The organism is Litchfieldia stipae (assembly GCF_014837155.1).
GTDB lineage: Bacteria > Bacillota > Bacilli > Bacillales > Bacillaceae_L > Litchfieldia.
Genome location: NZ_JACYHA010000003.1, coordinates 153,653 through 173,192 on the forward strand (window position 1 = coordinate 153,653; position 19,540 = coordinate 173,192).

General features: G+C 37.2%; 21 protein-coding genes. All 21 read right to left on the reverse strand.

The genetic code is table 11. The annotated features are described in order from the left end of the window. Window positions 1–67: 67 nt before the first annotated feature. A complete protein-coding gene (gene ylqF / locus F7888_RS04900; protein ID WP_191777756.1) occupies window positions 68–937 on the reverse strand; it encodes a ribosome biogenesis GTPase YlqF in 870 nt (289 codons plus the stop codon). A 33-nt stretch (window positions 938–970) separates the two neighbouring features. After that, window positions 971–1,501 carry a signal peptidase I gene (gene lepB / locus F7888_RS04905; protein WP_191777758.1) on the reverse strand — a complete coding sequence of 177 codons (531 nt, stop codon included), beginning with the start codon at window positions 1,499–1,501 and terminating at the stop codon, window positions 971–973. Between the two features lie 146 nt (window positions 1,502–1,647). Then, window positions 1,648–1,992, reverse strand: coding sequence for a 50S ribosomal protein L19 (rplS, locus tag F7888_RS04910; protein WP_191777760.1), 345 nt, complete (start codon window positions 1,990–1,992; stop codon window positions 1,648–1,650). Window positions 1,993–2,131: 139 nt separating this feature from the next. Continuing rightward, entirely contained in the window at window positions 2,132–2,866 is a 735-nt protein-coding gene (gene trmD, locus F7888_RS04915) for a tRNA (guanosine(37)-N1)-methyltransferase TrmD (protein ID WP_191777762.1), read from the reverse strand. After that, window positions 2,863–3,378: a ribosome maturation factor RimM gene (gene rimM / locus F7888_RS04920; RefSeq protein ID WP_191777763.1), complete on the reverse strand. Its 516-nt coding sequence runs from the start codon at window positions 3,376–3,378 to the stop codon at window positions 2,863–2,865. Before rimM ends, trmD begins: the two co-directional genes overlap by 4 nt. A 10-nt stretch (window positions 3,379–3,388) precedes the next feature. Continuing rightward, complete coding sequence (locus F7888_RS04925) at window positions 3,389–3,772, reverse strand: YlqD family protein (protein WP_191777764.1); 384 nt, start codon at window positions 3,770–3,772, stop codon at window positions 3,389–3,391. Between the two features lie 227 nt (window positions 3,773–3,999). Further along, complete coding sequence (locus F7888_RS04930) at window positions 4,000–4,230, reverse strand: KH domain-containing protein (RefSeq protein WP_191777765.1); 231 nt, start codon at window positions 4,228–4,230, stop codon at window positions 4,000–4,002. A gap of 14 nt (window positions 4,231–4,244) precedes the next feature. Beyond that, window positions 4,245–4,517: a 30S ribosomal protein S16 gene (gene rpsP, locus F7888_RS04935; RefSeq protein WP_191777766.1), complete on the reverse strand. Its 273-nt coding sequence runs from the start codon at window positions 4,515–4,517 to the stop codon at window positions 4,245–4,247. 96 nt (window positions 4,518–4,613) lie between these two features. Then, complete coding sequence (ffh, locus tag F7888_RS04940) at window positions 4,614–5,954, reverse strand: signal recognition particle protein (RefSeq protein ID WP_191777767.1); 1,341 nt, start codon at window positions 5,952–5,954, stop codon at window positions 4,614–4,616. A gap of 13 nt (window positions 5,955–5,967) precedes the next feature. Continuing rightward, window positions 5,968–6,297 carry a putative DNA-binding protein gene (locus F7888_RS04945; RefSeq protein ID WP_191777768.1) on the reverse strand — a complete coding sequence of 110 codons (330 nt, stop codon included), beginning with the start codon at window positions 6,295–6,297 and terminating at the stop codon, window positions 5,968–5,970. An 89-nt stretch (window positions 6,298–6,386) separates the two neighbouring features. Then, complete coding sequence (gene ftsY / locus F7888_RS04950) at window positions 6,387–7,388, reverse strand: signal recognition particle-docking protein FtsY (protein WP_191777769.1); 1,002 nt, start codon at window positions 7,386–7,388, stop codon at window positions 6,387–6,389. Window positions 7,389–7,403: 15 nt separating this feature from the next. Continuing rightward, window positions 7,404–10,967: a chromosome segregation protein SMC gene (smc, locus tag F7888_RS04955; RefSeq protein WP_191777771.1), complete on the reverse strand. Its 3,564-nt coding sequence runs from the start codon at window positions 10,965–10,967 to the stop codon at window positions 7,404–7,406. A 346-nt stretch (window positions 10,968–11,313) separates the two neighbouring features. Continuing rightward, window positions 11,314–12,048 carry a ribonuclease III gene (gene rnc, locus F7888_RS04960; RefSeq protein ID WP_191777773.1) on the reverse strand — a complete coding sequence of 245 codons (735 nt, stop codon included), beginning with the start codon at window positions 12,046–12,048 and terminating at the stop codon, window positions 11,314–11,316. A gap of 100 nt (window positions 12,049–12,148) precedes the next feature. Further along, a complete protein-coding gene (acpP, locus tag F7888_RS04965) occupies window positions 12,149–12,385 on the reverse strand; it encodes an acyl carrier protein (RefSeq protein ID WP_191777774.1) in 237 nt (78 codons plus the stop codon). Window positions 12,386–12,468: 83 nt separating this feature from the next. Next, the gene (fabG, locus tag F7888_RS04970) at window positions 12,469–13,209 is read right to left on the reverse strand and encodes a 3-oxoacyl-[acyl-carrier-protein] reductase (RefSeq protein WP_191777776.1); all 741 of its coding nucleotides are present in this window, start codon (window positions 13,207–13,209) and stop codon (window positions 12,469–12,471) included. A gap of 1 nt (window position 13,210) precedes the next feature. Then, complete coding sequence (fabD, locus tag F7888_RS04975) at window positions 13,211–14,155, reverse strand: ACP S-malonyltransferase (protein WP_191777778.1); 945 nt, start codon at window positions 14,153–14,155, stop codon at window positions 13,211–13,213. A 20-nt stretch (window positions 14,156–14,175) separates the two neighbouring features. After that, window positions 14,176–15,162 carry a phosphate acyltransferase PlsX gene (plsX, locus tag F7888_RS04980; RefSeq protein WP_191777780.1) on the reverse strand — a complete coding sequence of 329 codons (987 nt, stop codon included), beginning with the start codon at window positions 15,160–15,162 and terminating at the stop codon, window positions 14,176–14,178. Then, window positions 15,146–15,745 (reverse strand): transcription factor FapR, encoded by a 600-nt coding sequence (gene fapR, locus F7888_RS04985; RefSeq protein WP_191777782.1) that lies wholly within the window; start codon window positions 15,743–15,745, stop codon window positions 15,146–15,148. Before fapR ends, plsX begins: the two co-directional genes overlap by 17 nt. A 108-nt stretch (window positions 15,746–15,853) precedes the next feature. Continuing rightward, a complete protein-coding gene (recG, locus tag F7888_RS04990; RefSeq protein ID WP_191777784.1) occupies window positions 15,854–17,902 on the reverse strand; it encodes an ATP-dependent DNA helicase RecG in 2,049 nt (682 codons plus the stop codon). Window position 17,903: 1 nt separating this feature from the next. Beyond that, the gene (sdaAA, locus tag F7888_RS04995) at window positions 17,904–18,785 is read right to left on the reverse strand and encodes an L-serine ammonia-lyase, iron-sulfur-dependent, subunit alpha (protein WP_191777786.1); all 882 of its coding nucleotides are present in this window, start codon (window positions 18,783–18,785) and stop codon (window positions 17,904–17,906) included. Between the two features lie 40 nt (window positions 18,786–18,825). Next, a complete protein-coding gene (sdaAB, locus tag F7888_RS05000; protein WP_191777789.1) occupies window positions 18,826–19,488 on the reverse strand; it encodes an L-serine ammonia-lyase, iron-sulfur-dependent subunit beta in 663 nt (220 codons plus the stop codon). Between the last annotated feature and the right edge of the window lie 52 nt (window positions 19,489–19,540).

Below are 19,540 nucleotides of genomic sequence, written 5' to 3' on the forward strand. Positions count from 1 at the left end.
TTGAGAAAACAGCCTAGCGATAAAACAAAAACAGATCAGTTCTAAGAACTAACCTGTTTCACATAAATTACTCTTGTTCCGTTTTTTCTTCTTCATTTGGACGTTCAAATGTAAGTCTTCCGAGCTTTTCTCCTCTAAGTTCCCTGATCACAAGCTCAGCGGTTTTATCATAGTCAATATAGCCGCCTGACATTCTACAGCCTCTGCGTTTGCCAATTTCATCAAATAATTCCACGATATCCTCTGGAATTGATTCCAATTGATATCGTTCTATCAATCGATTTGGGTAATGCTCTTTGAGGAAATTCAATGCATATACAGCGATGTCTTGAAGATTAAGTAGTGTATCCTTTATCGCCCCAGTTGTAGCTAGACGTAAGCCAACCTGCTGATCCTCAAATTTTGGCCATAGGATTCCTGGTGTGTCTAGTAGCTCTAATTCTTTTCCAACCTTAATCCATTGTTGTGCTTTTGTTACACCTGGACGATCACCAGTTTGAGCAATATTTTTTTTTGCTAAACGATTTATTAACGTAGACTTCCCCACATTTGGGATCCCAACAATTAATGCTCGTATTGCTCTTGGTTTAATACCCTTTGAAGCCATTTTATCAAATTTTTCTTTTAATATTAGTCTCGATTCTGCAACAATCTGTTTCATACCAGTTCCTGTTTGTGAATCGATTGCAAGGGCAGTAATCCCTTTATCTGCATAGAACTTAATCCACTCTTTAGTTAAATTCGAATCTGCTAAATCAGCTTTATTTAAAAGCAATAATCTTGGTTTATTCGTTATAATTTCATCTATCATTGGATTTCTTGATGACGCAGGAATACGTGCATCGACAAGCTCTATCACAATGTCAATTAGTTTTAATTTCTCAGTTACTTGTCTTCTGGCCTTGGCCATATGTCCTGGAAACCATTGTATTGTCAACTTCTTCACCCAACTTCTTTTACTTACTTTTGTTTAATCAACTAGTCTAATTTCTGAAAACGGCCAATAGACAAGATTTGTCTTACCCATTACTTCATCAATTAATACTGGTCCGATATGACGACTATCTCTACTTTGTCTTCGATTATCTCCCATCACAAATAAGTGTCCTTCAGGAACTTCTATTTCAAAAGGCTCTGTTAATGGTCCATCAATTACTTCCTTCTTATAAGCATCTAGATATGGTTCATCATAGGCTTCTCCATTTATGTATAAAATATCATCTCTATATTCAATATGGTCACCTGGTAACCCAATTATTCGTTTTATGTAATCTTTCTCTTGAGTCGCATGAAATACAACTATATCAAATCGATCTGGGCTACCAACGATATATCCGATTTTATTCACTAGCATGCGATCCTTGTTATTCAATGTTGGCATCATTGATTGACCATCCACGATGATTGGGGCAAATAAAAAATAACGAATCACAGCAGCTAAAATGACTGCAATAGCAAGGGCTTTTAGCCATTCAAAAATTTCGTTTTTTGTTCGCGTCATTGCTCCTCCACCTAACTCTACTTTTTATCTCTTTTAAAAAGGGATCTATTTAATATAAATATACTACAATCGATTTAAAATGATAAGTTTTTCAGGAAAAAGAAAATAAAAGGAGCTTGCATTTAGACAAGCTCCTTACTTTTGTATTATCGAATTTCTTTAATACGTGCTTTTTTACCACGAAGTTCACGTAGGTAGTAAAGCTTCGCACGGCGTACTTTACCGCGACGAACTACTTCAAGCTTCGCGATTTTTGGTGTATGCACAGGGAATGTACGTTCAACACCTACACCGTAAGATACCTTACGTACTGTAAATGTTTCGCTAATTCCACCACCACGACGCTTAATCACAACACCTTCATAAACCTGAATACGTTCACGAGTACCCTCGATAACTTTAACGTGTACACGTACAGTATCTCCAGGACGGAAAGTAGGAAGATCAGATCTTAATTGTTCTTTTGTGATTTCTTCAATTAATTGTTGCATCGTTCATTCAACTCCTTCCAACAGACGCTCTTGTCAAAGCTTTTTATATCATTGCAGCGGAACATCTTAATAAGGACAAAGACATAAGTGCCCAAGTCACAAAGATAATCTTAACATTTTCACCCGCTTGATGCAATAGTTATTTTCCTTCTTCAAACTCTTTTATCCATTTTTTTTGTTGCTCAGTTAATGGATAGCCTTCTAGCATATCTGGCCTTCTATTAAACGTCCTTCGTAACGCTTCTTTTTCACGCCACTCTTCAATATGTTTATGATTACCAGAAAGTAAAACTTCAGGTACAAGATGGCCTCTGAAATCTGCCGGTCTCGTATATTGTGGATGCTCAAGCAAGCCTGTACTATGCGAATCTTTAATAGGTGAATCCTCATTCCCTAATACACCAGGTAACAGCCTTACAACACTATCAATCATTACCATAGCTGGAAGCTCCCCACCTGTTAAGACATAATCCCCGATTGAAAATTCATCGGTTACTAGATGTGTTCTGATGCGCTCATCATACCCTTCATAATGCCCACAGATAAAAATCAGATGATCTTCACCTGCTAGCTCCTCGGCATGTTTTTGGGTGAATCTCTGCCCTTGTGGACACATCAGGATGACTCTAGGCTTCTTCCCATCCGTTGGTGCTAATTGTTCAACTGCATCAAATAGTGGTTGAGGCTGAAGAACCATTCCTGCACCACCACCATATGGATAATCATCTACTTTTTGATGCTTGTTTGTTGTAAATTCCCGAAAGTTAACGACATTGTAGTTAACCTTACCCAAATCTTTTGCTTTCTTCAAAATAGATTGACCAAATACTCCACTGAACATTTCTGGAAAAAGGGATAAAACATCTATTTTCATAGTAAACCTTCCATTACTTCAATTGTAATCATCTTTTCCTCGATGTTAATTTGTTTCACAATATCATCGATATAAGGGATAAGAATTTCTTTTCCATTTTTCCCCTTAATGACCCAAACATCATTTGCTCCTGGTGTTAATATTTCAGTAATCTTACCAATTTCATCTCCTGTGTCAGTTATAACGGTACAACCAATGATTTGATGGAAATAATACTCCCCATCATTCAAATCAGTCAGTTGCTCCTCAGGAACCTTTATAATGGCATTTTTAAAGCGCTCTACTAGATTCACATCACTGTAGCCTTCAAATTCTAATAGATCAAATTGCTTGTGGGTTCTATGGCTTTTCACAACGACATGGAGAGGTTCCTTTTGTTCAGGTAAGAATAGATACAAATCATTACCCACTCGATATCTTTCATCAGCGAAATCTGTCTTTGAAATAACACGTACTTCCCCTTTAATTCCATGTGTGTTTACAATCTTACCTACATTAAACCACTTTTCCATTTCTTCACCTCTAACGTATTTCCTGTATGATTCCGTCTTTCACAATAATCGTTTTGTATTGTATAGCCTCGTCCCATTTATCACCAGGCTTCACTTCAATTAATCCTTGTACTTCTTTATCTTTAATTTCACTACCTAATGGTAGCATATGTATTTGATTTATTTGAAAATCAAGAAGTTTTAATTTTTCTTCTCTATTTGTCATTTCCTTAATGAATTGATTACTTATACTCTTTGTTTGTTTCGTATTTTTCTCAAATTTCTTCCTTTCGAATTTAAGCTGCTCAATTTCTTTCGTTAATTGTTGATGCCTTTGCTGGAAGGATTCAATCAAAGAGGCTTTGCTATTTTCGGTTAATATTTGTTTCACGATGACTGTTTGTATAATGTGCATCAGACATCCCAACTCCCACAAACCCTTTTTATTTGTATAAAAAAAGGGGAGGTTATCCCTCACCCTTTTAGTAATATAGAAAGTGTAGTAGCTATGAACTAAGTTTTAGTGTCTAGCTACAGCGGCTAGCACCTCGATTGCTTCACCATGCTCCTACGGAAGTAAACTTCCTAGTCCCATGCCTCCAGCACTTTTCGGGGCTAAACGAGCCGCTTTCGCTTTTCTTATTATTCGTTAATTTCTAGATGAATTCGTTTATTATGACTAGTCCCTGCTGCATAGACAACAGTTCGAATCGCTTTAATGACCCTACCCTGCTTACCAATCACCTTACCAATATCCTCTTTGTTTAATGACAACAAATAAGTGATATTACGTTCATCAGATTTTTCTTCAACTGAAACCTGATCAGGATAATCGACAAGTGGTTTTACGATCGTTTCAATTAACTCTTTCATCTTGTCCACATTCATTACTTGCCAAGTTTTACGTTATGGAACTTTTCCATAATTCCTTGTTGTGAGAACAAGTTACGAACTGTGTCAGATGGCTTTGCACCATTTTGTAACCATTTTAATGCTAACTCTTCATCAATTTTTACTTCTGCAGGTTGGATTACAGGATTGTAAGTTCCTACAGTTTCAATGAAACGTCCATCACGTGGTGAACGAGAATCAGCTACAACAATACGATAGAAAGGAGATTTTTTTGCTCCCATACGCTTTAAACGAATTTTAACTGCCATTTTAAATAGCACCTCCGAAAATATTTCAACAAGATATTATATTAGCAAGTTTGCTAAGGTTTGTAAAGTCTTTTTTCTTTACATATCATTTTTTCCTTACATGAAAGGGAATTTCATACCTTTTTTCTTCCCTTTTGACATGCCTGTCATTTGTTTCATCATTTTTTTCATGTCTTCAAATTGCTTTAATAGGCGGTTAACTTCCTGAACAGTTCTACCGCTTCCTTTTGCAATTCGCTTCTTACGACTTGCATTAATCGTTTCAGGATGAATTTTTTCATCCTTAGTCATTGATTGAATGATCGCTTCAACATGACTAATCTGCTTATCATCGACTTGAACATTCTTCAAGCCCTTCATTTTGTTAGCACCTGGAAGCATGCCAAGAATTTCATCTAACGGACCCATTTTTCGTACTTGACTTAATTGTTCCAAAAAGTCATCAAATGTAAAGGATGCTGAACGAAACTTTTGCTCTAACTCTTTCGCTTTTTCTTCATCGACAGAGCTTTGAGCTTTTTCAATTAACGTAAGTACGTCACCCATCCCTAGAATACGAGATGCCATTCTTTCAGGATGAAATGCTTCAATAGCGTCCAGTTTCTCTCCAAGACCGACAAATTTAATTGGTGTATTTGTAACAGCCTTTACTGATAACGCAGCACCACCGCGTGTATCACCATCAAGCTTTGTTAAAACAACGCCAGTTAAACCTAATAAGTCATTGAAGCTACTAGCAACATTTACTGCGTCTTGACCTGTCATTGCATCTACAACTAAGAAGATTTCATCAGGCTTAGCGATTTCCTTCACCTGAACTAATTCATCCATTAATTCTTCATCAATATGCAAACGTCCTGCAGTGTCAATTAAGACATAGTCATGATGTTCTTCTTTCGCCTTCTCAATTGCTTGTTTAGCAATCTCAACAGGGCTAACCTGATCACCTAAAGAAAACACAGGCATGTTCAATTGCTTTCCTAATGTCTCTAACTGTTTGATTGCAGCAGGTCGATAAATATCAGCTGCAACTAACATAGGTTTACGATTATGTTTTTTTCTCAGAAGATTTGCTAGCTTTCCTGTTGTCGTTGTTTTACCTGCCCCTTGAAGACCAACCATCATAATAACGGTTGGGGGACGTTTTGCTACCGCAATTTTGCTTTGTTCTCCACCCATCAAAGCGGTTAACTCTTCTTGAACAACTTTAATAACCTGTTGCCCTGGAGTTAAGCTCTTCATCACCTCTTGTCCAACAGCACGTTCACTAACCTTCTTAACAAAGTCTTTAACAACCTTGAAGTTCACGTCTGCCTCAAGAAGTGCAAGGCGTACCTCACGCATCATTTCTTTTACATCAGATTCGTTTACTTTCCCTTTCCCACGAATCTTCTGAATGGTATTCTGCAGTCGGTCGGCTAATCCTTCAAATGCCATTCATGCCGCCCCCCTATTCTAATTTCTCCAGCAACTCAACGACTTGCTCTAGCTCATTTGGTAACCCGTCCTTTTGGATGATGGATTTCATTTGACCTAATAGCTTCTGTCGCTCTTGAAATTTATGAAATAGTAACAGTTTTTCTTCGTATTCTTCAAGCATTGCTTCTGTTCTTTTGATATTATCATATACAGCTTGACGGCTAACATTATATTCATCTGCAATTTCACCAAGTGAGTAATCATCTAAGTAATACAAAGACATGTAACTACTCTGTTTTGGAGTTAACAACGTTTGATAAAAATCAAATAAGTAGTTGACCCTTGTTGTTTTTTCAAGCATTGTTCTCACCCCGTGTTAAGTGAAATTCCTTTACAAGTAATTAGTCTACAATTCACAGCAAAGGATGTCAAGTTTTTTTCTTAACAGTACTATTCTTTTTCTTCTTCTTGACTGTCTTCCACTAAATCAGCAAATAAACCATATACATATTGTTCAGCATTAAACTCCTGAAGATCATCAACCTTCTCACCTAATCCAACAAACTTAACAGGAATATTTAACTCATTGCGAATCGCTAATACGATACCACCTTTTGCTGTACCATCTAACTTTGTTAATACAATACCAGTTACCTCAGTTGCTTCAGAAAATGTCTTTGCTTGTGTTAATGCATTTTGACCAGTAGTTGCATCTAGTACTAATAGCACCTCATGTGGTGCACCTGGGAATTCACGTTCAATAACACGCTTAACCTTCTCTAACTCTTTCATCAGGTTAACTTTATTTTGCAAGCGTCCAGCTGTGTCACATATGAGCACATCTACATTTCGAGATTTCGCTGCTTGTACAGCATCAAACATAACAGCTGCAGGATCAGATCCTTCTGATTGCTTAATAACATCAACCCCAACTCTCTCGCCCCATACCTCTAATTGATCAATCGCACCCGCTCGGAATGTATCTCCCGCTGCTAATAACACGGATTTGCCATCATTTTTGAGTTTATTCGCTAGTTTTCCGATGGTTGTTGTCTTACCAACTCCATTAACACCAACAACAAGAATGATTGATAATCCATCTTGTTGAATATTTAATTGCGGGGATGCCTCATCTCCACCTTGGTAGATTTCAACTAATTTCTCTGATATGACAGCTTGAACCTCTTTTGTATCTTGAATATTTCTACGTTTCACTTCCATTTGCAGCTCATCAATGAGCTCCATTACTGTTGCAACACCTACATCTGCAGCAATCAATATTTCTTCAAGCTCTTCAAAAAACTCTTCATCTACTTTTCGGTATCTTGCGACAAGGTCATTGACTTTTCCGGAAAATGAATCTCTAGTTTTCGTTAAGCCTTCTTTAAACTTTTCTGTAACAGTATCTGTTTGTTTGGAAATCTTATCTTTTAACTTCTTAAAAAAACTCATCAAAAACCAACCTTTCTATTTAACAAATTCCTTTGAATCCTCGAGTTTAACTGACACTAATTTTGATACGCCTGATTCCTGCATCGTTACACCATAAAGGACATCAGCTTCTTCCATTGTACCCTTTCGGTGGGTAATGACAATAAATTGTGTTTCTCCACTAAAGTTTTTCAAATATTGTGCAAAACGAAACACATTTGCTTCGTCTAAGGCTGCTTCTACTTCATCAAGAACACAGAATGGGACTGGTCGTACTTTTAAGATTGAGAATAATAGTGCAATAGCTGTTAATGCACGCTCACCACCAGAAAGCAATCCTAGATTTTGAAGTTTTTTCCCTGGAGGCTGTGCAACAATATCCACTCCAGTATTTAATAAATCATCTGGGTTTGTTAATCGTAAGTCAGCTCGTCCTCCACCAAACAACGCTTGAAAAACACCTTCAAAATGCGATTTAATACTCATGAAAGTTGTATGGAATTTCTTCTTCATTTCTTCATCCATTTCATCAATGACCTTATAAAGTGTATCCTTCGCTGTTTCTAAATCCTCTTTTTGTTCTGAAAGAAAAGTAAATCGTTCTGAAATACGTTCATATTCATCAATTGCTCCTAGATTCACAGTTCCTAACTCATCAATAGCTAGCTTAATTAGCTTCACTTTTTTTCGAGCTTCTGCTAAGTCTAAATCTAGTGGATATTGCTCTTTTGCTGCTTCATAGCTTAAAAAATACTCTTCTCTTAAATTTGTTAATCGATTCTCTAGCTCTACATCTAATCGATTCACCTTAACCTCTTCGTCCTTTAGAATATCGACTAACTGCTTATGCTGTCTTTTTTCTTCCTTTAATTCTCTTTCAATATCCTCAAGACTGGTGTGAAGATTTAATCGTTTTTCCCGCTGAGCACTGATGAGCTTGATTGTTTCATTTTTATCTTCTAGTTTTTTCCTTGCAGCTTCTTCTAATTCTTTTTCTCCAGAAGTATTTGTCACAATATCACTACTTAAGAAATTCCAATCATCCTTTAGAGAATCTAACTTCTGTGTTGCCTCTTGTTTCTCTTCCTCAAGCTTATCCACTTTTTCTGCTTGATTTTGTAACAATTGATTTTTCTCAGCTAGTACGACTTTTAAATCAGTGATTTTTGTTTGAATCGTATCTTTAGAGATTTGCTCATCGCTCTTCTTAGCGGTTAAGTCTTGAATCTCCTTGTCTAAATCAATAATTTGTGGACCTATTGACTCAATCATTACTTCGAGTTCTTTATTTCGCTCATCTAATCTTTGCTGATCACTGTTAAGAAGCTGCTTTTCATGATCATATAATGATAAATGCTCATTAATATTTCGCTCTTTTAGTTCTATTTCACGATACTGCCCTCTAACAGATTGCTCCTTGAAGCGAAGTGCTTCTCCTGTTTCCCTAAGTTTCTCTACTCTTTGTTCTAGCTCAATTAATTGTTTCTTTTCGTCCTTTACTTGCATCTCAAGGGACGTTGTCTTTTCTTCCATTTCTGCTAGCTTTTCAATAATACTTTCTAACTCTCTTCCTCTACCTAAAAGTGAATTTGTTGTTTTCTTCACTGCTCCACCTGTCATGGAGCCACCAGGATTAACAACATCACCATCTAGCGTAACGATGCGAAAGCGATATTGAAGGCTTTTAGCAAGTTCATTTGCACCCTTTAAATCCTTAGTAACAATCACATTTCCCAACAAGTTTGAAATAACAGAATAATATTTGTGATCATGCTTAATTAGGGAGGCTGCAGGACCAATGAATGATGGATGATTTTTCACAGCATCTAATTGAGATTCATTGATTCGCCTTTCTTTGATTACAGTTAACGGCAAGAAGGTTGCACGACCATAGGAATTCTTTTTTAAATATTGAATAGCTGCTCTTGCATTCATTTCATTATCAACTACAATATGCTGTGTCGCACTTCCTAGAGCAATTTCTATTGCTGTTTCATATTCTTTAGGGACAGTTAATAATTCAGCTACCGCTCCTTCTATCCCATTTAATTGACCATCTCTAGACTTTAAGATTTCCTTAACACCTTGGAAGAAGCCTGAATAATCATTTTGCATCTCTTCTAGCATTTCTTTTCGTGACTTTGTTTGTTGAAGATATTGATATGCTTGATATAAGGTCTTTTCCTTTTTCTGAAACTTCTCTTTTTTATCTTCAATACTTTCAATCAATTCACGATAAGACGATATTTGCTGAGCTAGTTCTGTTTCAATAACTGATAGTTTTGTTTGAAGATGTAATTTCTCTTGCTCAATTTCTTGTCTAGCAAGAATGTATTTTTCATTACTATCTTCGAGGCGCTTGTGTTTCATTTGTTGTTGATCAATTTGTTGTTGAAGATATCCTATTTCGTTTCTTGCAGAAGCTTGTTTATTTAATAATTCTACATAGTCACTTTTAAGATACTCAATCTTCTTATCAATATCTTGATCATAGTCTGAGAGCAATGATTGATGTTCTTTTAAGGACACTTTTAGTTCATCGATTACCTTAATTAAGTCCTTAAGTCTATTTCTTTCAGTGACTATCGATTCATTTGCTGTTCCGATTTTACTTTCGAGCTCTTTTATCATTTGCTCAAGCTGAACCTTGTTTTGGTCACCATTCTTTTTTCTCTCTTTGAGAACTTCTTTTCTTCCTTCAAGCTTTTCCAACTCTTCACTTGTTACTAGAAGCACTTGCTGTAATTCTTGAATCATGACATCAAGACCATCAATTTGATCCCTAATTTGTTCGACATTCGCCTCTTTTTTATTAATGATTGTATTGATTTGAATTTCTCTTTCAGAATGCTCTTCTATTTGTTTCTTTAAGGCTTCCCATTTTTGATGGAATTCTTCAATTTCCACAACCATGACACCCACTTCAACATGCTCGAGCTCTTCTTTTTTCTCTAGATAATCCTTTGCAATAGAAGATTGAATCTTTAAAGGTTCAATTTGATCCTCTAATTCATAGATGATGTCATTGACCCGATTTAGATTTTCTTGTGTCTCTGCAAGCTTGTATTCGGCCTTTTTCTTTCTTGTCTTATATTTCAAGACACCAGCAGCTTCTTCAAAGATTGTTCTACGCTCTTCAGCTTTACTGCTTAGGATTTCTTCGACTTTCCCTTGACTTATAATTGAGAATGCCTCTTTGCCAAGTCCTGAATCCATAAATAAATCGATAATGTCCTTCAATCTACATGATTGTTTATTAATTAAGAATTCACTTTCACCAGAACGGTAGACACGTCTTGTAATACTTACTTCATGGTAGTCTACTGGTAGAAACTGATCACTATTATCTAAAGTTAATGTAACGTCTGCAATGTTTAGTGCTTTTCGACTATCACTTCCGGCAAATATAATATCCTCCATTTTGACGCCTCGAAGTGATTTCGCTGATTGTTCTCCCAGTACCCAACGAATCGCATCAGTAATATTACTCTTCCCACTTCCATTTGGGCCAACAACTGCCGTTACACCAGGAACAAAATCAACAGCAATTCTTTCAGCAAACGATTTAAATCCAACTATATCTAAACGTTTGAGGAACATACGTTTCCCCCTTTAACTACTTTTTAATATTTATAAAAGACTTTTTTCGCATTTTGTTGCTTTTGATACCGCAGCCTGAATACACTCCGCGTCCTGTGGGAGCCTACTAGTCCCACTGGAGTCCCCCGTGTATTCAGTCTGCTAGAAAGCTATTCTCAATTAATTCACCTCAAAAAACAACAAACTTTGAGAAAACAGTCTTTACAAAGGCACTAGTCCTAAATCCCTTTAATCCTTACATATTTTATCATACTCTCTGTCGATTCAACACCGACAATTTCATCTATTTATAGGTGATTCTCCCCATTATAAAAACCCCATTTACTAAACGGGGTTAAAGAGAACACTATTTTCTTGTTTTTAATGTTTCTAAAGCCGTTTGAGCAGCTCTTTGTTCAGCTTCCTTCTTCGACTTTCCAGAACCCATTCCAAGTTCTTCACCATTCAAAGATACTTTTGAAACAAACTCTCGATTATGAGCAGGTCCTTTTTCCTGTAAGACCTTATATTCAATCAATCCTTTGCCATCACGCTGTATCAATTCTTGTAATTGACTTTTATAATCCATCACATGAGAAAAAGCACCTTCATTAATTTTCGGAAACACTGTCTTTTCTAGAAATTTGTATACAGAATCGATTCCTTGATCTAAGTACAAAGCGCCAATAAAGGCTTCAAAAACATCAGCCAATAATGCCGGCCTAGCTCTTCCACCAGTAAGCTCCTCACCTTTACCAAGGAGTACAAATTCACCAAATGAAAGATCATTTGCAAAAGAAACAAGAGAAGGCTCACAAACGATTGCAGCACGCATTTTGGTTAACTGACCTTCACTCATGATTGGAAATTTCTTAAATAAAAATTCCGATACAGTCAGTTCTAGCACTGCGTCTCCTAAAAACTCTAGTCTTTCATTGTCCTCATATGGTTTCTTACGATGCTCATTCACATACGATGAATGTGTAAAAGCCTGGATCAGTAGTTTTTCATTATTGAATGAAATTCCCTGCTTGTCCTGGAACTCTTTAAATTTAATGAACACTTTTGTTTTTTTCTCGTTATAATTCTTTCCTTTTACCATGTTAACCTCCAAAAGAAAAACAAACACAAGCAGTTTAAAGTGATTAGAATAATATGATAAAGCCCCGTTTCAAACGGGACTTTAAGAAAATAGAACTTAATTACTGTTGAAGCTTATTTATGTAGTTAACAGCGTCACCAACTGTAGTGATATTTTCTGCCTCATCATCTGAGATTTCCATATCAAACTCATCTTCAAGTTCCATTACAAGCTCTACTACATCAAGAGAGTCTGCACCTAAATCCTCTTTGAAAGAAGACTCTAGCTTCACTTCTGATTCATCTACACCTAGACGGTCTACGATGATTTTTGTAACTCTTTCTAATACATCTGCCATATTCTTCACCTCCCCTCAAGTCATTATAGTGTATTTTATTTATAAAAACTAGGTCAAACTATAAAACATTGTGGACATCGTCATTACATGACCATACCACCGTTAACATGGATCGTTTGACCAGTTATATAACTACTTTTTTCTGAAGCTAAAAATGCGACAAGTGATGAAATATCCTCAGGATTTCCTAGACGCGCTAGTGGAATTTGATTCTGCATGGCAGTAATCACTTCTTCTGATAATTTATCAGTCATGTCAGTCGTGATAAAGCCAGGAGCAACTGCATTTACAGTAATATTTCGACTCGCAAGCTCTTTAGCAGTTGTTTTGGTTAAACCAATTACCCCAGCCTTTGCTGCTACATAGTTAGCTTGACCAGGATTACCACTTACTCCTACAACTGAGGCAATATTAATAATACGCCCTTGTCTTTGCTTCATCATTTGACGAGTAACAGCTTTCGTACAATTAAATACTCCTTTTAGGTTCGTATTAATTACGTCATCCCATTCGTCTTCTTTCATTCTCATTATCAAATTATCCCTAGTAATTCCTGCATTATTCACAAGAATATCAAGTGAACCAAATGTAGAAATCACTTCTTTAATCATTTCAGCTACAGAATTTGAATCCGCGACATTCGCTTGGATGGCGATTGCTTCAACACCCATCTCCTTGATTTCATCCACTACTTCATTAGCTTTGGCTTCACTTCCGGAGTAGTTTACAGCTACTTTCGCACCTTGCTGGGCTAATTCAAGAGCGATTGCTCTTCCGATCCCACGGGATGCGCCTGTTACTAAAGCCACTTTTCCCTCTAACATATTAATTCTCCCCCTTTAACGCTACAATTGTCGCTTGTAATGAATCCTCATCATTGATTGCATATGTAGTCACTTTTCGATTTATTTTCTTAATCAATCCTGACAACACTTTCCCGGGTCCAATTTCGATAAAAGTATCTACCCCAAGATTAATCATCGTTTCAACACTATCCTGCCACAACACTGGAGAATATAACTGTTCAATTAGCTTATCCTTAATGACTTGGCTATTTGTCATTTGATCTCCAGAAACATTAGCTATTACTGGAATCGTAGCATCCTTCACATCACATTTGTCTAATACTTCTAGTAGCTTCTGTGCCGCCGGTTTCATTAATGAGGAGTGAAATGGACCACTAACCTCTAAAGGAATCACTCGTTTTGCTCCGTGTTCTTTTGCCTTTTCTGAGGCAATCGTTACACCCTCAGTTGAGCCAGAGATAACAATCTGACCAGGACAGTTAATATTAGCAAGTTGGACAGGATGACCAGTATTATTTACACCCTCACATACTTCTTTTAATAACGCACTTTCCATCCCGAGGACAGCAGCCATTGTCCCTTGTCCTGAAGGAACTGCTTCTTCCATGAACTCTCCACGTTTTCTCACGAGGTAAACAGCATCTTCAAAGCTCAATGCACCACTAGCCACTAAGGCTGTATATTCCCCTAAGCTATGACCAGCCATGTAATCAGCAGTTATATTCGCTTCTTTGAATTTTTCTAATATCGCAATGCTAGTCGTTAATAACGCTGGCTGTGCGTTCGTTGTTTTTGTTAACGTTTCTTGTGGACCATTAAAAATCAAAGAAGAAAGCGAATCACCAAGTCTATCATCTGCTTGTTTGAAGATGGATGCAACCTCTTCGTAATTCTCTGCTAGCTTTTGTCCCATCCCAACACTTTGTGAACCCTGCCCTGGAAAAACAAATGCAATCTTACCCAAACCAAAACACTCCTTTACGATTATGACTGATTTTCCACTATTTTTCGAATCGTTCCTGAAACATCATGTTCTACCATTTCTCTTGTTTGACGAATTGCGCTAAAAATGGCCGTTGCATCAGATGAACCATGGGCTTTTATAACTGGTGCACTTAATCCAAATAAACCAGCACCGCCATGCTCTGAATAATCCATTTTGTTCTTTAACTCTTTTAATTTCGGTTTTAGTACAGCAGCTGCAAGTTTGCTTTGCAAATTACTCGTTAAAGCCGTCTTAAGCATTGAGAATACAGATAATGCTGTCCCTTCAATCGTTTTTAGAGCAACATTTCCTGTAAATCCATCTGTGACAACAACATCAGCCACTCCATCTAATAAATCTCTTGCTTCTACATTCCCAATGAAATGTAGGTCAGCTGAGGATAATAATTGAAAGGCTGACTTAGTTAATTCATTTCCCTTGCCATCCTCAGTCCCAACATTTAATAACCCAACTTTTGGCCTAGTAATACCTCTAACCTTTTCTGCATAAATAGAACCCATAATTGCATATTGAAGTAAGTGTTCGGGCTTTGCATCAACATTGGCACCGACATCTAATAATATGAAACCTTGTCCATCAATTGTTGGCAATGTAGGAGTTAGGGCTGGGCGGTCAATCCCCTTAATACGACCAACCACAAACAAACCAGCAGTCATTAAGGCGCCAGTGTTACCAGCAGAGATACATGCGTCAGCTCTTCCTTCTTTTACTTCCTGCGCCATCAAAACCATTGAAGCGTCTTTTTTTCGTCTGACTGCTCGAACTGGTTCTTCATCACCTTCTATTTTCATTTCTGTATGTATAATAGAAATTCTTTCTTCATTTGATAGAAACTCTCTAATTTTCGCTTCATTTCCCACCAAAGTAATTTCTAAATCATTGAACGTTTCAATGGCCTTCATAGCTCCCAAAACGATTTCCTTTGGTGCATGATCTCCACCCATTGCATCAATTGCTATTTTCATTAAATGACTCCACCTTTTTTGCCTTATTCGAACGAAACATTTCAAACTCACCAGAAAACACTAATTCACTTCCTACATAACTCTTAACTTCTACTAGTGTTCTCCCTTTAGCCTGCTCTAAACGTTGAACCTTTGCTTTAGCAACAACTCGCTCATTTTCCATTACTTGTCTAGTGAATTGGATATTCGCCTTTGCAGTCAAAGCAAGTTCGTCATCAATTACTGCAACAGCTAATGAATTCGCCTGAGCAAATAAGTGATGTCCACGTGCTATACCATTACGCTTAAAAACATGCTCACTTGTCACATCAAAGATTGAAATCGCGCTATGATCTAATTCTAGGTCTATCACTTCACCAATCACTTCATCTATTGGTAAAGAACGAACCTCGTTATCTAAGTTATTCTCTGCAACTGACTTAATCCGTTCCCGAAGCTCTGGAATTGATAATTCCAAACGGTCCAATCGAATCGTTTGAACACTTACAGAAAACTTTTCAGCAAGCTCCTCATCAGTAATAAAAGGAGTAGTTTGAATCGTTTCTTTAAGCAATTCCTGTCGAGCCTTCTTATTTCGCTTCATTCATTTACACCACCGAACTATTATGACTAGGTACTAATAGTAGTATATAATTAAAAAAAGCAGATTGCAAGATGAATCTACTTCATCTCAAGTCTGCTTGTTTGATTCTTAGTCTAATTTTTCACCACTAATAATTCCCGATTGATTGATATATGACCTTAAATAGCCATACTCTGGATGCTCCCAGAAAACCGTAGAATTAATTAATTTGCTAGCATCTTCCCTAGCTACTTCCAAGGCTCGATAATCATGAACCATATCAGCGACTTTGAATTCAGGCATTCCACTTTGTTTCCTACCAAAGAAATCACCTGGTCCTCTTAATTCTAAATCTTTTTCAGATAAAACAAACCCATCATTTGTTTCAGTCATTATTCTCATTCTTTCTTTACCTACCTCAGATTTAGGGTCGGCAAGCAAAATACAATAGGATTGCTCACTCCCTCTTCCTACTCGGCCACGCAATTGATGTAACTGTGATAAACCAAAACGCTCTGCATCATAGATGACCATAATTGTCGCATTTGGCACATTCACTCCAACCTCAACAACTGTTGTTGATACGAGTAATTGAACCTCATTATCGCTAAAGCTCTTCATCACACTTTCTTTTTCATCCGAGGACAGTCGTCCATGCATTAAGCCAATATTCCATTTCCCTTGAAAATGTAAAGAAAGCATACTGTGTACATCAATAGCATTTTGAACATCGAGTTTTTCTGATTCTTCAATAAGAGGACAAATCACATAAGCTTGTCTCCCTTTTGAAAGCTCTTTTTCAATAAAGTTAATAATTCGATCTAACATATTGTGTTTAGCCCAATAGGTTTCGATTGATTTACGACCAGCTGGTAGCTCATCAATAATGGAAACGTCCATTTCACCAAAAACTGTGATGGCTAACGTTCGTGGAATAGGGGTCGCTGTCATAAATAGTACATCAGGATTTTCTCCTTTTTCTCTAAGTACTTTTCTTTGCGCTACCCCAAAACGGTGCTGTTCGTCTGTGATTACAAGACCAAGCTTTTTGAACACCACTTCATCCTGGATAAGGGCATGTGTCCCTACTAAAATGTGGACTTGGCCAGACTCTAAACGCGCTAAAATTTCTTTTCTCTTTTTCCCTTTAACTGAGCTCGTTAATAATTCAACACAAACATCCGTATTTGAAAACAACCCTTTTAATGAATGGGCATGCTGCTCAGCTAATATTTCTGTTGGAACCATTAGCGCACCTTGAGAATCAGCTAAAAACGCAGCATATAAAGCAATAGCTGCAACAACAGTTTTCCCAGATCCTACGTCTCCTTGTAGTAATCGATTCATCCGATAAGGGGATTGAAGGTCCTGTATTATTTCATCCCTTACTCTTTCTTGAGCTTTTGTTAATGGAAACGGAAGATGATCAATAAATTGTTGCAATTTACTCGCATCAAAACGATGCTCAATACCTGCGCTTGACTCTCTTTCAAACTTTCGTAAAGCTTGCATCTTAAGTTGGAATAATAGAAACTCTTCATAAACAAACCGTCTACGCGCTTGTTTTAACTCCTGATGATTTGCAGGAAAATGCATAATTCGAAGGGCTTCTTGTTTTGAAAGAAGTTTGTACTTTTGAAGTAATGACAATGGTAAGTTCTCACAGATTTGATCACCATATTGATTTAAAGCAATCGTAATAAACCTACGCATTCCTTTAACAGATATGTCCCCTTTAATAGAATAGACAGGTTCAATTGATTGTTGCCTTATCTGTGGACCAACATGTAATTCATTCACTGTAATTGTTTGACGATGTTGATCCCATTTACCAGTTATTGTGACTGTTTCGTGAAGCGAAATCTTATTTTTTAAATATGGTTGATTAAAACAAATCGCATTAATGAGATATCTGCCAATAAGCACCCGAAACGTAAGACGAGACTTCTTCCTTCCAAAATAAGAGAGTAATGGAGCTGTATGAATCTGCCCTTCTACAGTTACTCTCTCCTCATGTTTTACTTCAGCTAAGTCCCGTAATTGATAATCCTCATAACGGTACGGCAAATATTCGATTAAATCGCCAATTGTATAAATGTTCATTTCACCTAACAGCGTGGATGTTTCTTCACCAATTCCTTTGATATCGCCGACTGGTTGTCTTAGTACATTTTTCACTTTATTTATTAAGCGTCATCCCAAATATCTTCGCTTCTAGCTCACGTGCTGTTGGGGTTGCCGCCAAACCTCCCTGTGCAGTTTCTTTTAAAGCTGTTGGCATCGTTTGACCAATTCTATACATAGCATCAATCACTTCATCACATGGTATTCTACTCGTAATACCAGCTAATGCCATATCTGCTGCAACCATCGCATTTGCTGCACCCATCGCATTTCTCTTCACACATGGCACTTCAACTAAGCCTGCAACTGGATCACAAACTAAACCTAACATATTTTTCAGAGTGATTGCCATTGCTTCTGCAGATTGACTTGGTGTTCCCCCAGCCATTTCTACAACTGCAGCTGCCGCCATTCCTGCTGCAGACCCTACTTCAGCTTGACATCCACCAGCAGCTCCAGAAATACTAGCATTATTTGCAACTACAAAGCCGAATGCTCCTGCCGTAAATAAAAATTCAATCATTTGTTCTTTTGTTGGATTTAATTTTTCTTTTAAGGCAAACAAGGTTCCAGGAACAACACCAGCTGAACCTGCAGTAGGTGTCGCACAAATCGTCCCCATAGCTGCATTTACTTCATTTGTAGCAACAGCGTTACTAACAGCATGAAGGAGTGTTTCCCCTGATAGAAAGTTCCCTTTCTGGATATATTTCTGCATTAAGACAGCGTCACCACCAGTTAATCCAGAATTGGACATCACTCCAGCTAAACCTTTTTCGACCGCTTGCTCCATAATGGTTAAATTAAATTCCATTTGTTGAATGATCTGCTCTCTTGATTTCCCTGTTACTTCAACTTCCTGAGCAATCATTACTTCTGATATTTTTATATTTTGACTTTCTGCTAGATTGACTAGCTCCTTGACATTACGAAACATAGCCATCCCCTCCTTGTATTTCTAAAGATGCAATATAATATTAATCCACAATTCTAGTAACCTGAATGATATTCGGCAGGATGGAAAGCTCGTCTATAACCTTTTGATCAATATTTTGATCAACCTCAATGGTCATAAGCGCTTGTTTCCCTACTTCCTTTCGGGAAACCTCCATATGTCCAATATTGATTGTATATTTAGCTAATACATTAGCGACTGCAGCAATTGCACCATATTTGTCATTATGAACCACTAATAATGCGGGATGGTTACCTGATAGTTTTAGTAAAAAGCCATTTAACTCTGTAATTTCTATTTTACCACCACCAATTGAAATGCCAACTAATTCAAGCTCACCCTTATCATCACCGATGTACACTCTTGCTGTATTCGGATGATCTGTAACTGCCTCTTCTTCTCTTATTTCAATTTCGATGCCAGAATTAGAGGCAATTTCAAGGGATGTTTTGATTCTTTCATCAAAAGTATCAAAATCCAGCAATCCACCTACGATTGCAATATCAGTTCCATGCCCCTTATACGTACTAGCAAAGGAACCATAAAATGAAATCTTTGCCCATTTTGGCTCTCTTCCAAATAAACTACGAGCCACACGTCCGATACGAGCCGCTCCTGCTGTATGAGAACTTGATGGACCAATCATGACTGGACCAATGATATCAAAGACACTTTTATATTTCATCTCACTTTCCCTCCTCGTAACAAGACATTTATCCTCTATTAAACAGTGAAAT